Source organism: Pseudomonas gorinensis, assembly GCF_042015035.1.
Classification (GTDB): Bacteria; Pseudomonadota; Gammaproteobacteria; order Pseudomonadales; family Pseudomonadaceae; genus Aquipseudomonas; species Aquipseudomonas gorinensis.
The window spans coordinates 219,215-233,524 of sequence record NZ_CP167125.1 but is presented as its reverse complement, the minus strand read 5'-3'; the positions used below and the strand labels follow the sequence as shown (position 1 = coordinate 233,524).

Genomic DNA, 14,310 nt, shown 5'->3' with positions numbered 1-14,310 from the left:
CTGGATGATGATCGGCACAATATTTCGGGCCATAGGTCATCGCCTTTTCAGTGAAGATACGCATCTATGGCTTTGATGGGATTGCCAGACATGTCCTGCGTCAGCTTCTGCGCGGCCTCAATCTCTTGTGGCGTCATTGAAGCGGTAATCCTATCGCGCTCTTCTAACGCAATGCTGTCAGGAGCGCTCGCGGCCGCCAGGCTAAAGAGCGCATAAGCTACCACGTGATTCTGCGGCACCCCATAACCATTGGCGTATAGCACTCCGAGGTTGGATCGAGCGAGGGCTGCCCCCTGCTCGGCAGCGAGGCGATACCACTTGATGGCCTCCTTGAAGTCCTGCGGCACGCCTTTGCCCTGGACGTACATCATTCCGAGGTTGGATTGTGCGGCAGCGTTGCCCTGTTCAGCTAAAGGTCGCCATTCACGTAAAGCGGCGGTGAAATCTCCTCGCTGAAAAGCCGAGAAACCTTCATCGAAACCTGCATAGACCGTGTTCAGAACACCAAGCAGCACAAGGTAAACTGGTACATGGCGGGCGTGCATGGCGAATCCTGATTTTGTCTTGGAGCACTATCGATAATCCTAGCAAAGAATCCACCCGTCACCTTTAAGCCATGATCCGTATACCTACTTAAGGGATGTGCTGGCGTGGCCTCCTCTACCGCGAGCGAGTGAAATTGAAGAATTGCCGCCGCATAAGTGCGAACCACAAGGGCGGCCCAAGGTTGCCGTGCGCTCAGGTACTACTAAATTGAGGTTTTTGGCCAGACCAGTAAATTCGGTTCATGGGCGAGTGCCTTTCCCTTAGCGGCCGAGTCAAAGTTCAACTATGACGCCATACTTTTACCGAGGAAATCAGGAGAATGGCGGCGAGCAACGGGAGGAGATATGTTGTCGGGATCAGACCTAGTAATTGCCCGCCGATGAATGTTCCTATGATGGAACCCGCTGCCATGACCAGTATGAATGGCCGTTGAGCGCGGATTATCGAAAAGCTCTGGTCGCGGCTGTATCGCGTGAAACCCACAATCATTGTGGGCAGGCTCACAGCAAGTGAAAGACTGCCAGCGAGCTTGATGTCAGCACCGAATAGTAGAACGATTGTGGGTATTAACAACTCACCGCCAGCAACCCCCATCAATGCAGCAACTACTCCGATACCGAAGCCAACCACGATCCCGACTATAGCCAGTGTCTCGCCTTGAAGCAGGGCGACCCCAGTTGCGCTTGCCTCATGGCCGAACAGCAAAGCAACAGCGATGCCTACGAGCAGCACTGCCAAAACGCGGTACAAGGTTTTACTCTTGAGCTTGGTTGCCCATCCCGCTCCAAACCAAGCACCCGCAAGGCTTCCAGCCAGAAGCGTGACGATGATGTCCCACCGTTCAAAGACCGCAGAGTAGGGAACGCTGAATGCGCGAAATGGAAGAGCTGTGGCTACCACCACGAGGCTCATGGCCTTGTTGAGAATGACAGCCTCCAACGCACCGAAACCAAACAATCCGATGAGTAGTGGCAGCCTGAACTCTGCGCCACCCAAGCCAATCAGCCCACCTAGGGCACCGATAATAGTGCCGCTACCAAATACTATTGGTTTGTTTTTTTCTCTACTTGAGGTCATTGCTCATTTTTCTTTTCAGCGCCCTGAAACTACAAAGCTAGACTAGGATCTTTCCTGGTCCTTCTGCCAAGCTAGATAAGTGTTCACTGGAGGGCGTCGGCTGAAGTGTTGCCGTAGCCCATCAAACAAAGAGTTCGCCAACGCTTGCTGATGGCGTGCGCTGACTAACCGCTGGCAGTCCTGTGCGTTAGGGATGGTCTGAAGTAGCCATGTATTTCCCCGGCATACCACCTAGCGCAACTTTTAAACTCGCCAAATGATCAAAAAACAATCAATTCGACGAGTATTTCTTACGTTTTCGCCACCCGGACCCCACTCCGGTGGCCATTTCCCGCATTACAGGCGCACCTCTCCTGCATTCGTCAGTAAATGTCGGCGCGCCATCCACAGGTTCGACAGAGCGAACAGTGTCACCAGTTGCGCCGTGTTTTTGGCCAAGCCGCGAAAGCGCACCTTGGTGTAACCGAACTGGCGCTTGATTACCCGGAACGGATGCTCGACCTTGGCGCGCACCTGAGCCTTGGCCTTTTCAATCTTGCGCTTGGCTTTGTACAGCACGCTGCGCTTATCGAGTTTTTTGTAGGTGCTGCGGCGTGCCGCCACCTGCCAGATAACTTCACGTCCTTCATGCTCGGGCCGCTTTTCGACACCGGTGTAGCCTGCATCGGCGCAGACCACGTTTTCGTCGCCATGCAGCAATTTGTCCACCTGGGTGACATCCGCCACATTGGCCGCCGTGCCCACTACGCTGTGCACCAGACCCGATTCGTCATCGGCGCCGATGTGGGCCTTCATGCCAAAATAATACTGGTTTCCCTTCTTGGTCTGGTGCATTTCCGGGTCGCGCTTGCCGTCCTTGTTCTTGGTCGAACTGGGCGCATTGATCAGCGTTGCATCGACGATGGTGCCCTGGCGCAGCGACAGGCCGCGGTCGCCCAGATAGCCATTGATGACAGCGAGGATGCCGGCCGCCAGCTCGTGTTTCTCCAGCAAGCGGCGGAAGTTGAGAATGGTGGTTTCGTCGGGGATGCGCTCCAGGTTCAGCCCGGCAAACTGGCGCAGGATCGTGGTTTCGTACAGCGCTTCCTCCATCGCTGGATCGCTGTAGCCGAACCAGTTCTGCAGCAGATGCACACGCAGCATCGCCATCAACGGGTAGGCCGGACGGCCACCTTCACCTTTCGGATAATGTGGCTCGATCAAAGCAATCAAGCCCTTCCACGGCACCACCCGATCCATCTCGATCAGGAACAACTCCTTGCGGGTTTGCTTGCGCTTGCCAGCGTACTCGGCGTCGGCGAAGGTCATCTGCTTCATCGGGAAACTCGGTGGGTGGGGTCGCGGTATTTTGCCAAATCAGAAAGTCTTTTTCAGAGTTTCCCTAGGCTGACAAGCCAAGCGCTGGATCGCAACCATCCATCACCTTATCCAGCTAGATCTGCCTCCTCCAATAAGTGCCGCACAAATCCCGGCGGGTGCAGATTTCCGGGAGGTTTGCGCCAGATCAGTTGGAGACGCTTTTCAAGCCCCGGGATGGGAAGAGCTACCAGCGCGCCACTGCGAACTTCGTCTTGTACTGCGGAAGCCATCACCAACGACACGCCGAGTCCCGCCCTCACTGCTTGTTTGACTGCCTCGGTGCTGCCTAGCTGCATACCGCTGCGAGGCACGCCCAGTTCGCCAAAGTATTCGGTCAGAAGCCGTCCGGTACCGCTACCCGGTTCACCTCCCAGCATCGGCAGGTCCACCAGACGATCACGTTCTATGCACCCTGCTTCAGCCAGCGCATGGTCGGGGCTGACGATAAGCACCAGCGGCTCGACCCGCCAGAGGCGGTGTTCGAAGTCGGGGTGAGGTAGCCACCATTCCATGATCGCGGCGTCGAGCTGGCCCGCCAGTAGCTGGTCGGCCACATCCGGGTTGGCGGCGATGCGCAGATCCACCTCGCCCCTCTCATTTGCGGTCGTCAGATAGTTGCGCACGAATGGCTGGAGAAGGTAGGTGCCGATGTTGGAGCTGGCCCCGACGCGCTCACGATTGCCATGCAGGGCTTCTAGCGCCCGGGCGTGCATGTCGAGCAAGGCGGTCGCATGCGGCATGAAGGCCAGCGCCCGTGTGGTAGGCTGGCAGCCGCTACGACTGCGCTGCACCAGCGTTACGCCGACCTGCTCTTCAAGCTTCTGCAAGTGCTGCGACACCGTCGGCTGGGCCAGCCCCAACGCCCTCGCCGCGCTCTGAAAACTGCCTGTTTGAACGATCGCTACCAGGCTCTTCAGCCAGACCGGATTCAACATGCGGCAGGCTCGGCCTTGGGCAGACGGTTCGCAGCGTTGATTGGGCGCGCACCTGCCAATACCTGGATGATGTTCTGCGCTGCACAACGTTCAATCTCCAGGCGCACCGCGCGCACTGCCGACCCTATGTGCGGAGTGAACAGCGTATTCGGATGCGCGAGCAGCGCAGGATCGATCAGCCGCGGCCGGTCCGCGCGAGCCCAGTCTTCCATTTCGAATACATCCGCCGCATACCCGCCGAGCTGGCCTCGCTCAAGCGCCGCGAGCACGGCGGCTTCATCCACTACCGAACCACGACAGGGGTTTACAAGCAGAGCGCCCGGCCGTACGAGGGCAAGCAGCTCGGCGTTGACCAGATGCTGGGTATCGGCATTCAAGGGAAGCGCCAGCAGGATGAAGTCCGAGCTGGCGAAGAGTTCGCTGCACGCCACCTGGCGCAGGCCGAGCCGTTGCTCGGTTTGTGTATCCAGAGCCTTCGCCTCGTGGTACTGCAGGGTCGCGCCCCATCCCTGCAAGCGATCAGCCATGGCCAGTCCGATGGCGCCCATGCCAAGGATGCCGACCGTAGCGTTATCCAGCCCCGTGCCGTAGAACTGTGGTTGCCAGCCCTGGAACTCGCCAGAGCGGACGAACGCATCTGCTGCCCGCAGATGCCGCCCCAGCCCCACCGCCAGTCCGATCGCCAGCTCGGCAGTCGGGACCGTCAACAGATCAGGCACGAAGGTCAGCCAGACCCCGCGGGCAGTACAGGCGTCCACATCGAAATTGTCGAAGCCCTTGAGCGCGCAGCCGACTACACGCAGCTCAGGGCAGGCTTGAAGAAAGTCTGCATCGACCCGATCGGGCATGAACGCCATCATCGCCTGAGCATCGCGGCAGCGGCGCAGAATTTCCTCGCGCGTCAGCGTGCTGTCGGTCTGGTTGGTCATCAGCTCGCAATGTGGCGCCAGCAGTTGCAGGATCTCATCGTGTACTCGGTGAGTTATAACGAGTTTCGGCAGCATGGTTTGTCCTATTTGAAACGTTTGCGCAGCACGCCACTGAAGGCGTCTACTAGCGTGACCATGGCCAGGATGACCAGCAGGATTGCTGCAACCTCCTGGTACTGCATGATGCGCAGCGAGCCCATGAGTTCGAAGCCGATACCGCCGGCGCCAACCATGCCCATCACGGTGGAGGCGCGAAAGTTGTATTCCCAGCGGTAGATCGCCACGTCGGCGAACTGCGGCGTCACCTGTGGCAAAACCGCGTGCAGCAGCACTTGCATCGGCGTAGCCCCCGCCGCCCGAGCGGCTTCCACCGGCGCTTCGTCGACGTGCTCGATGGCCTCGGCGAAGAACTTGCCGACCATGCCGACCGAATGCAGACCCAGGGCAAGCACGCCCGGCAAGGCGCCGAACCCTACGGCTGCAACGAAGATGATGCCCATGATCAGCTCCGGCACCGACCGCAGGGCATTGAGCAGCACCCGGGCAACACCGAACACAAGGGGGTGCGGCGCCGTATTGCGCGCTGCAACGAAGGCCACCACCAGCGAGAACACCACTGCGATGGCCGTACCGGCGATGCTCATCGCCAAGGTGTCGATCAAGGGGCGAATCCAGCTTCGATAGCCCGAAAAGTCTGGCGGCATGGCCTCGCCTGCCAGGGTCGCGATGGAGGGCAGCCCGTTCAGCAGCGTGGTGGCATCGAGCAGCCCCACGTACCAGCAGGCCAACAGCACCACTCCGAATACAATCGCCACCTGCCCCAGCTGGCGCCACCAACCGAGGCCGAAGCCTCGAAGGATGTGCTCGCGTTGCTCTGCAGGCAGCGCCTGCACGTCGTAATGAGTAGACATATCGGTGCTCACATCGTGGCGAAGTCGAGGCCGAGCAGCGATCCCATGTTGCGGATCACATCGTAGTCGGCGTCGGTGATTGGCGCGAAGGCCTCGGCCTTGAAGTTGCGCAGCACTTCGGGATCGTCGATACCGACGAATACATCCCGCACCTTGGTTTTCAGCTCGGGGCTCAGGTTCGAGCGCATCGCCCAGGGGTACTGGGGGTATTCGCCGCTGTAACCAAGTACTTTCACCTTGCTCGGATCGATTAGGCCACGTTCGGCTACGTGATTGAAAATTACCTCCGACAGCCCACCCGCATCGGCGTTGCCGTTCGCCACGTTGACGGCAACGGCGTCATGCGTGCCCACAAAATGTTGTTCGTAGTCCTGCCCACCCGTCAAATCGGCCGTCTCAAGAAGCACGGTTTTGGGAATCAAATGGCTGGACGTCGATGCCCGGTCACCATAGGCCATCTTCTTGCCCTTAAGGTCGGCATACTCATTCACGCCTGACGCCACATTGGCGATAATCACCGAGCGATAGGTCGGCTTGCCGTCGATGACCATGGCAGCGAAGGGCTCGATGTCGCTTTTGCTTTTGGCCATGACGTAGGACAGCGGACCGAAATACGCCAGGTCGATACGGCCAAAGCGCATCGCCTCAATCATCGAGGAATAGTCGGTGGTTACGATCAGCTGCACCTTCTTGTCCAGATGCTCTTCCAGATAATCCTTCAGCGGCTGGTTACGCTTGATCAGCTCGGAGGCGTTTTCGTCCGGCAGCAGGGCAACCTTTAGCACATCCGGATCGGCATCGGCCGCTAGGGCGGACAAACTTGAAACAGCGGACAGCAAGCAAGTCAATAAGAGCGCGGATAAGCGTTTCATCGGGACATCTCCAGTGAAGGTTCGAGCATGACAGGTGGTTCAGCCGGAGCATTCGCTGGCTGAGTCGTAGAGCGGCCTGCATAGATGCGCTCAAGCTGCGCATCGGTGAGTTCCGAGGGCGCGGCATCGAAAACGATCTGAGAATCGGCCAGCCCGACGACGCGATCGGCGAAGCGGCGGGCATATTCGAGTTGATGCAGCGAAACGATGGCGGTGATGCCGTCTTCCTTGCAGATGTCGCGCAGCAATCCGAGAACACGGACCGAAGTGGCCGGGTCGAGACTGGCTACCGGCTCATCGGCCAGAATGATCGCCGGCTGTTGCGCTAGCGCACGCGCGATGCCTACCCGCTGCTGCTGGCCACCGGACAGTTTGTCCACCCGGCTTAGCGCCTTGTCTGCCAGACCGACCCGAGCGAGGCAACTGAGCGCAATCTCCTGATCGGCACGCGGCAGAGGAAACAGCGAGCGGAGCGTGTTGTGAAAGGCCAGCCGACCGGTAAGCACATTAGCCAGTGCGCTTTGACGTTCGATTAGCTGGTGGTGCTGAAAGATCATGGCGGTACGCCGACGATGCTGACGCAAGGCCGAGCCGCTGCCGAGTTCACCGAGTTCGCTGGTGACACTGCCGCCAGTGGGCGTGACGAGTCGATTGAGACTACGGAGCAAGGTCGACTTGCCTGCGCCCGAGAGACCAAGCAGCACGGTGAACTCACCACGCCGAAATGCAATCGAGGTATCGCGTAGGGCTGTCACGCCGCCTGGATAGACGACGCTCAACCGGTCGACCCGCAGCACGGCGTCCTGTATCGGATGGGGCGTCATTTGATCACCTTTCGCAATATTGCTGGCCGCACAATTGCGGTTCGCGATGCAAAGGGTAGAAATTCCTTGTTACCGCACTGCTTCTAAAGGATGACATTTCGATGAATACTTCGAATCTGCCGTAGCGGGGCGGCAAGCGAAGCCGTGGAAGAACGGGCGCAACGTAGCGTCTTTCTTCACGCGGGATACAGGAGGCTTTGATTGATACTGCTGCGGATTCGCTACAGTAACGTTGGGCCAGAACGTAATGCCATCCAAGCAAGAGAGCGCACACTAGCGGACTATAGGAGACATTCTATTCTTGCCCGTCGATTGACCTAGGCCGTTATGTGGCTGGTCGAAACCTTCAGGTGCCGCCCAACTAGACGTCTGTTGTCGCGCCCAGCTTAATGCTAGGGAAACTCTGAAGAAGACTTCCAGATTTTGGCAAAATACCCGGATTCCACCCACCGAGTTTCCCGATGAAGCAGATGACCTTCGCCGACGCCGAGTACGCCGGTAAGCGCAAACAAACCCGCAAAGAGTTGTTCCTGATCGAGATGGATCGGGTGGTGCCGTGGAAGGGTTTGATTGCCTTGATCGAGCCGCATTATCCCAAGGGTGAAGGCGGTCGTCCGGCCTATCCGCTGATGGCGATGCTGCGCGTGCACCTGATGCAAAACTGGTTCGGTTACAGCGATCCAGCGATGGAAGAGGCGCTGTACGAGACCACCATCCTGCGCCAGTTCGCGGGGCTGAGCTTGGAGCGTATCCCCGATGAAACCACCATCCTCAACTTCCGTCGTTTGCTGGAGAAGCACGAACTAGCCGCCGGCATCTTGGCTGTCATCAATGGCTATCTGGGCGACCGAGGGCTGTCGCTGCGCCAAGGCACGATCGTCGATGCCACGCTGATCAATGCGCCGAGTTCGACCAAGAACAAGGACGGTAAGCGCGACCCGGAAATGCATCAGACCAAGAAGGGTAACCAGTACTGTGTGTCACGAACACAGGTCAGATGACCTGTGCTGCTGTGCCGAAGATGGAAGTAGGCCTTCCGAAGTCGGCTTGCAGGAGCGGACTTCAAACCACCCGGTGCTGCTGCATCCAAAAGGTGTGGTGGTGAGCGACCGAGGAAAAGTCATCCCTGAGGATGGCAGGTGAGTATGGAGAAGATGAGCGAAAGCAAACCGTCCGATGACGCATCGTTATGCCCAAGGTGCTGCCGAAACTGAGGTGGAGTACTGGCTTCAGGACAAGTCGGGGCGTTACCTGCTTACGGACCCGATGGCAGCCGGTGTATAGGCGGCATGATCTTCATACAGGCTTTGGTACGGAACGTGAGAACCTTGTTCCAGATGCGAAGGAAAATGACAAATGGCCAACACCATGAGGAAGAATACCGATGCTGGAACGAGGGGCGGAGCCTCCCGTAGTAGCGATGAAGCCTCTGTAATGGAGGTGGAGCGAAGGGGCGGCGTTATCCGGCCGACGAGCGTTGCCAACCTCCGGGGATGAGTGGCGTGAGCTCGGCGAAACCTTATGACATAGCGAAACGCACGGTATGGGACGCCTACCAGCAGGTCAGGGCCAACCGCGGTGCTGCCGGCATCGACGATGAAACCATCGCCGATTTCGAGCGGGATCTGTCTAAGAATCTCTACAAGCTGTGGAATCGGATGTCGTCGGGGTCGTACTTCCCGCCTCCGGTCAAGCAAGTAGAAATTCCCAAGGCATCGGGAGGCACGCGCAAGCTGGGAGTGCCCACGGTTGGTGATCGTGTCGCGCAAACCGTGGTCAAGCTTCTCATCGAGCCGGAGCTGGACTCGATCTTCCACTCGGACTCCTATGGGTACCGGCCGGGACGATCAGCGAAGCAGGCGGTGGCGATCACGCGTGAGCGCTGCTGGCGATACGACTGGGTGGTGGAGTTTGATATCAAGGCAGCCTTCGATCAGATCAATCATGGGTTGCTGATGAAGGCGGTGCGCCTGCACATCAAGGAGGACTGGATACTTCTGTACATCGAGCGGTGGCTGGTTGCGCCGTTCGAAACGGATCACGGTATGCGCGTCCGACGCGAACGCGGCACCCCGCAAGGTGGAGTGATCAGTCCCCTCCTGATGAATCTGTTCATGCACTATGCCTTCGACACCTGGATGCAACGTACCAGCCCCAACTGCCCGTTTGCCCGCTACGCCGATGATGCGGTGGTGCACTGCCGCAGTCGAAAGCAAGCGGAGTACGTGATGCGCTCCATTGCTTCACGGCTGGCTGCCTGTGGCTTGACGATGCACCCCGAGAAATCGAAGGTCGTGTACTGCAAGGACAGTAACCGTCGCGCAGGTTATCCGCATGTGAGCTTTACCTTCCTCGGCTTCACCTTTAGGCCGAGGAAGGCGCTCAGCAAACAAGACCAGCTCTTCACGAGCTTCCTTCCGGGAGCGAGTGCGGATGCCTTAAAGCGGATGCGGCAAGCGGTACGCAGGTGGCGACTCAATCGCCAAACCCACGTGACGCTGGTCGACGTGGCTCGGCTCTACAATCCAGTGATACAGGGGTGGTCGCAATACTATGGCTCGTTCTATCGGACAGCCATGCTTGGCATCTTCCAGCACATTGACCGCGCGCTTGAACGCTGGGCCCGACGAAAATACAAGGCTCTTCATAGGCGCAAGCGGCGCATTAGCCAATGGCTGGACAAGATGCGGACTGTGGTACCCCGGCTGTTTCATCACTGGCGAGTGACCGGGCAGCAAGGTTGGATAACGGGAGCCGTATGACGCGAGAGTGTCACGTACGGTTCTGCGAGCGGCTGCGGGGGCAGTTCCCGCGGCCGACTCACCACTTCGGCATGAAGGCGCACATCGGTGTCGATGATGAGTCGGGCTTGGTGCACAGCGTGGTGGGCACGGCGGCCAACGTGGCCGATGTCACCCAGGTCGATAAGCTGCTGCACGGCGATGAGAACATGGTCGGTGCCGACGCGGGTTACACCGGCGTCGAGAAACGCCCTGAACATGAAGGCCGGGGGGTCATCTGGCAGATCGCCGCCCGCCGTAGTACTTACAAGAAGCTTGATAAGCGCAGTGCTTTGTACAAAGCCAAGCGCAAGATTGAGAAGGCCAAGGCTCAGGTACGAGCCAAGGTCGAGCATCCGTTCCGGGTGATCAAGCGCCAGTTCGGTTATGTGAAGGTGCGCTTCCGTGGTCTGGCGAAGAACACGGCGCAACTGATGACGCTGTTCGCGCTGTCGAACCTGTGGATGGCGCGCCGACATTTACTGGCGAATGCAGGAGAGGTGCGCCTGTAATGTGGAAAATGGCTGCCGCGAGGTGCTCGCGGCGGCTAAAAACACAGAAATAAGCGGGTGATCTGAGCGTTTTTGATCGATTTGCCGCTTTTAAAATCGGCAGGGGCTGAAGTCAGCCAGAAATACACAACTACTTCAGACCATCCTTAGAGATGAATCCAGTTTCAACCAGGATTGACGGTACGTCTGGCGACTTAAGTACGGCAAAGCCCGCCTGCTCCACACGCTTCTGGTGCAAAGTGGTGATGCCCGCCAAACTTCTCAGTACGGAGTGGCCCAGTTCCAGGCTCGTTGCGACTGTAGCGCTCATCGACATGTCGAGAATCACTCCTGCCAGCATGGGGTCCTTATCTTTGAGTGCGAGGCTTTTGGTCGTACCGAGTAACTCGGCGCCGTTCTCCTTCTGCGCGAGCCAGCGCGCAGTAGTGGACGTGGCTCCACCTTCCGATAGCGCATAGATCGACGCTCCGGAGGCCGTGCGCCGAGGCGCGGCGTCCGCGTGTATGGAAATGAAGATATCGGCATTGTGTTGGCGAGCAATCTCCACCCGCTTGCGTAACGGTACGTAAACATCGCTGTCGCGTACGAGTCGCACGGTAAACCCCTTTTCCCGCTCGATCCGTTTGGCCAACTGCCGAGCAATTGATAGCACCACATCTTTTTCCCGCTCGCCATTGGCCCCGACTGCTCCAGGGTCTTTACCGCCATGCCCTGGGTCTACCACGACGATGATGTCGCGCTTTGGATGAGCCGAATCATTAAGCACAACCTGCGGTGCAGCCGGCTGTATTGCCGGGGATGCCGAGTTGGAAATATCCAGCACTAAGCGATGCCCCTGTGCCTGTTCAGGTGCCAGCATGAAGGTATTCAACTGCACGGGACCTATCAGGTCCAGGACAATCCGCGTTCCTGTACCTTGAGGCCCTGAACGTATAGCGCGGATTGGCATGTTACCCAGTTGCAGTTTGCTCAAATCAAAGGCAAGGCTGGTTCCCATCAGATCGAGAATCAACCGATCCGGCGCCGTCAGGGAGAAGGTCTTGTACTGTGCTGGACCACTTAGGTCTAGCACCAGCCGAAGCTTGTCGTCGGTGTTCCATAGCCGAACATTTAGGACTTGTGCGGCTTGTAAGCCCAAAGGTAAAGCAAAGGCAAAACCGGCCAAAAATAGATTGAGTAATGAACGTCTGTGCATCTCGTTTACCGTTTTTGGGGAGAGTCCTTTCTCTGCCATTCAGATTAAGAACCGTAGAGCTTGCAGAGCGGCAAGGTGTCCCGGATAAAACCAGTAGCCCCATTGCCGCACCGGCCAGACGTTGAAGGTGAACTTCTGATGCAGCAGCCAGAGTCCGATCAGCGGAGCGGCAAATGCAGTGCTCAAGGCCAGCAATGAGTGAATTTCAAGATCCATAGCCCTGGTCACGATGCTACTGCGGGTGTTGCTCAACAGGCATAGAACTGCTGGCAGCAACCAAAGAGCACCGGGCCTCTTGATCGCTAACAAGACAGCCGCAGGAACGAGCGCGCCGTATAGCCCGTACATCAACGGGTCATCCAGCACGTAGGCAATCGCGGCAGCCATCAAGGCCATAGCGCTGCTCAACAAGGTGCGATGTTGCCATCCCCAGGCAATCACCAGCCCCAATGCCAGGGTAACCAACACGTTGAATGATCCCGAGGTGCTGATATAGCGATAAGGCACTTCTGAAATGGCGGCGAACACCAGCATCAAGGCGAGGTAGCGTCCATTCGCGGCAGTCAGTAATTCGCCCGGTTTGGAGCGCGCCACGTTGGCAGCAATGGCGACACAGAACAGCGGAAAGGAAAGCCGCCCCAGAATGAACAGATTGCTCATCTCCGGCCACACCAACCGCAAGTGATCGATGACCATGGTCAGCATCGCCAGCCACTTGATCAGATCCAGGCTACTGCTTCGGCTCTTGAGTGAGGAATGCTGGGTTGTATGAGCAGTCGTCATGTCCACCCCAGTGTGACGGCGGTCAGCAAGAGATAACGCACGCCCTTGGCCATGGTGACGATCAGCAGGAAACTCCAGAATGGCTCGCGCATGACTCCGGCGACGACCGTCAGCGGATCGCCAATGATGGGCACCCAGCTCAGCAGCAACGACCAGCGCCCGTAGCGCAGGTAAGACTGCTGGGCCTTTTCGAGCTTGCTCTCGCTCACCGGGAACCATCGCTTGTAGCGAAATCGCTCGATAGAGCGACCCAGAATCCAGTTCAGCGCAGAGCCAAGAACGTTGCCGAAGGTGGCGACCGCCAATAGCGCAGAAGCAACGTATTGGTTGGAGAGCAACATCCCGACCAACACAGCTTCAGACTGCATGGGCAATAACGTGGCGGCACCGAATGCCGCCAGAAATAGACCAAAATAGCTGGCGAGTTCGAACACTTAAACGACGCCTTGGGCGCTCAAGCCGATCCAACCATGGAAGCCTACGTACAGACCAACACCGATTATCAACACGCTGGACAGGTACGGTGCACGACGAGCCACGGTGCCCAGCCACGGCCAGCGGTTGGAAGCCTGTTTAGCACCAATAGCCGCAGCAGCTCCCACCGCCACCAAGGTGATCGCCAAGCCGATGCTGAAGCACAGGACGAGTATGCCTCCCAGCGCGACTTCTTTAACCTGAAGACACAGCAACAGAACGGTGATGGCAGCCGGACAAGGAATCAAACCACCCGTCAAACCGAACATGACGATCTGGCCCGTGGTCACCTCACGATTCGTGAAGCGCTTACGGATATCGTTGGCATGTGCGCGTTCATGCGCATCCTGATAGCCATCAATTGACAACTCCAGACCTTCCAGTTCGGAATGCGCGTGCCCGTGATCATGCTCCTGGAACGCCAGATCGTAATCATGGGAGTGGCCCGCATGCCCAAGACTCAAGCGCGCACTGAACTCATGAGGCTCCGGGATATCGACTGCCGACTCCAGAAAGCCTTCGCGCTCGACGAAAGAGAACGATTGAGTGCTGCCGTCCGGACGAGTCGTCATTAGGCGAACATCCGATGTAGCCCAAGCGTGTCCGGTCAATGTTTTCAGGCGCCAATGCGGTGGCATACCTACTTCAAAAATCGACAGTTCGATGCGCCCGTGGCCGGTATCGATTCGATGGGTTTCATCATGATGGCCATGGTCATGCTCACCGTGGTGGTGGTCATCACCTTGCTCGAACTTGAACATCTGCTCACCGCGCCAGGTACGCCACAGCATCCAAAGAGCAACTACGATGATCAGTGCAGAGGACGCAAGCTGGAAGTACGGCTCAGTGGTTTGAGCGTCCAGACCTTTGCCCAGGTACATGCCGCCGATGGCGACCAACCACACCACGGCGGTGTGCGACAGCGTCGCGGCCAGACCCAACAAAACGGCCTGTTTAACCGAACCACGAATGGCCACGATGAAAGCGGCCATCATGGTTTTTGAATGGCCCGGTTCCAGGCCATGCAAGGCACCGAGCAAGATAGCGCTCGGGAAATACAGCCAGGCGTGTGTACCGCCCTGTTGCAGCAGTTCAGCAAAGTTGGGCATGTCA

At 58.0% G+C, this 14,310-nt stretch carries 13 protein-coding genes and 2 pseudogenes; 3 read left to right on the top strand and 12 right to left on the bottom strand.

Translation table 11 applies throughout. The annotated features are described in order from the left end of the window. Nucleotides 1-47: 47 nt before the first annotated feature. The 8 genes from AB7933_RS01010 to phnC form a co-directional block, all read right to left on the bottom strand. Nucleotides 48-545 carry a tetratricopeptide repeat protein gene (locus AB7933_RS01010; protein ID WP_019821370.1) on the bottom strand — a complete coding sequence of 166 codons (498 nt, stop codon included), beginning with the start codon at nucleotides 543-545 and terminating at the stop codon, nucleotides 48-50. A 280-nt stretch (nucleotides 546-825) separates the two neighbouring features. After that, complete coding sequence (locus AB7933_RS01005; protein ID WP_019821372.1) at nucleotides 826-1,623, bottom strand: sulfite exporter TauE/SafE family protein; 798 nt, start codon at nucleotides 1,621-1,623, stop codon at nucleotides 826-828. 336 nt (nucleotides 1,624-1,959) lie between these two features. Next, nucleotides 1,960-2,940, bottom strand: a complete 981-nt coding sequence (locus AB7933_RS01000) for an IS5-like element IS1384 family transposase (protein ID WP_010466230.1) — start codon at nucleotides 2,938-2,940, stop codon at nucleotides 1,960-1,962. 107 nt (nucleotides 2,941-3,047) lie between these two features. Then, nucleotides 3,048-3,917 (bottom strand): LysR family transcriptional regulator, encoded by an 870-nt coding sequence (locus AB7933_RS00995; RefSeq protein WP_010466239.1) that lies wholly within the window; start codon nucleotides 3,915-3,917, stop codon nucleotides 3,048-3,050. Beyond that, nucleotides 3,911-4,921 carry a phosphonate dehydrogenase PtxD gene (gene ptxD / locus AB7933_RS00990; RefSeq protein WP_003118429.1) on the bottom strand — a complete coding sequence of 337 codons (1,011 nt, stop codon included), beginning with the start codon at nucleotides 4,919-4,921 and terminating at the stop codon, nucleotides 3,911-3,913. Before ptxD ends, AB7933_RS00995 begins: the two co-directional genes overlap by 7 nt. Nucleotides 4,922-4,929: 8 nt before the next feature. Further along, a complete protein-coding gene (gene phnE / locus AB7933_RS00985; RefSeq protein WP_010466252.1) occupies nucleotides 4,930-5,757 on the bottom strand; it encodes a phosphonate ABC transporter, permease protein PhnE in 828 nt (275 codons plus the stop codon). A gap of 8 nt (nucleotides 5,758-5,765) precedes the next feature. After that, a complete protein-coding gene (phnD, locus tag AB7933_RS00980) occupies nucleotides 5,766-6,629 on the bottom strand; it encodes a phosphate/phosphite/phosphonate ABC transporter substrate-binding protein (RefSeq protein WP_010466255.1) in 864 nt (287 codons plus the stop codon). Then, nucleotides 6,626-7,453, bottom strand: a complete 828-nt coding sequence (gene phnC, locus AB7933_RS00975) for a phosphonate ABC transporter ATP-binding protein (RefSeq protein WP_003118432.1) — start codon at nucleotides 7,451-7,453, stop codon at nucleotides 6,626-6,628. Before phnC ends, phnD begins: the two co-directional genes overlap by 4 nt. 461 nt (nucleotides 7,454-7,914) lie before the next feature. Here phnC and AB7933_RS00970 point away from each other — a divergent pair. From AB7933_RS00970 to AB7933_RS00960, 3 genes and pseudogenes are all read left to right on the top strand, one after another. Further along, nucleotides 7,915-8,427: pseudogene (locus tag AB7933_RS00970) on the top strand (IS5-like element ISPre1 family transposase); the annotation flags it as partial. A 519-nt stretch (nucleotides 8,428-8,946) separates the two neighbouring features. Next, nucleotides 8,947-10,215, top strand: a complete 1,269-nt coding sequence (ltrA, locus tag AB7933_RS00965; protein WP_010466266.1) for a group II intron reverse transcriptase/maturase — start codon at nucleotides 8,947-8,949, stop codon at nucleotides 10,213-10,215. Nucleotides 10,216-10,274: 59 nt separating this feature from the next. Continuing rightward, nucleotides 10,275-10,745: pseudogene (locus tag AB7933_RS00960) on the top strand (IS5 family transposase); the annotation flags it as partial. A 130-nt stretch (nucleotides 10,746-10,875) separates the two neighbouring features. On the opposite strand, the gene AB7933_RS00955 reads toward AB7933_RS00960, so the two are convergent. From AB7933_RS00955 to AB7933_RS00940, 4 genes are read right to left on the bottom strand one after another with little or no spacing between them, the layout of a single operon-like run. Beyond that, a complete protein-coding gene (locus tag AB7933_RS00955; RefSeq protein WP_041161326.1) occupies nucleotides 10,876-11,940 on the bottom strand; it encodes an N-acetylmuramoyl-L-alanine amidase in 1,065 nt (354 codons plus the stop codon). A 39-nt stretch (nucleotides 11,941-11,979) separates the two neighbouring features. Then, nucleotides 11,980-12,723 carry a TraX family protein gene (locus AB7933_RS00950; RefSeq protein WP_024078238.1) on the bottom strand — a complete coding sequence of 248 codons (744 nt, stop codon included), beginning with the start codon at nucleotides 12,721-12,723 and terminating at the stop codon, nucleotides 11,980-11,982. Continuing rightward, the gene (locus AB7933_RS00945) at nucleotides 12,720-13,157 is read right to left on the bottom strand and encodes a YqaA family protein (protein ID WP_024078237.1); all 438 of its coding nucleotides are present in this window, start codon (nucleotides 13,155-13,157) and stop codon (nucleotides 12,720-12,722) included. Before AB7933_RS00945 ends, AB7933_RS00950 begins: the two co-directional genes overlap by 4 nt. Further along, nucleotides 13,158-14,306 carry a nickel/cobalt efflux protein RcnA gene (locus tag AB7933_RS00940; RefSeq protein WP_024078236.1) on the bottom strand — a complete coding sequence of 383 codons (1,149 nt, stop codon included), beginning with the start codon at nucleotides 14,304-14,306 and terminating at the stop codon, nucleotides 13,158-13,160. Nucleotides 14,307-14,310: the final 4 nt, after the last annotated feature.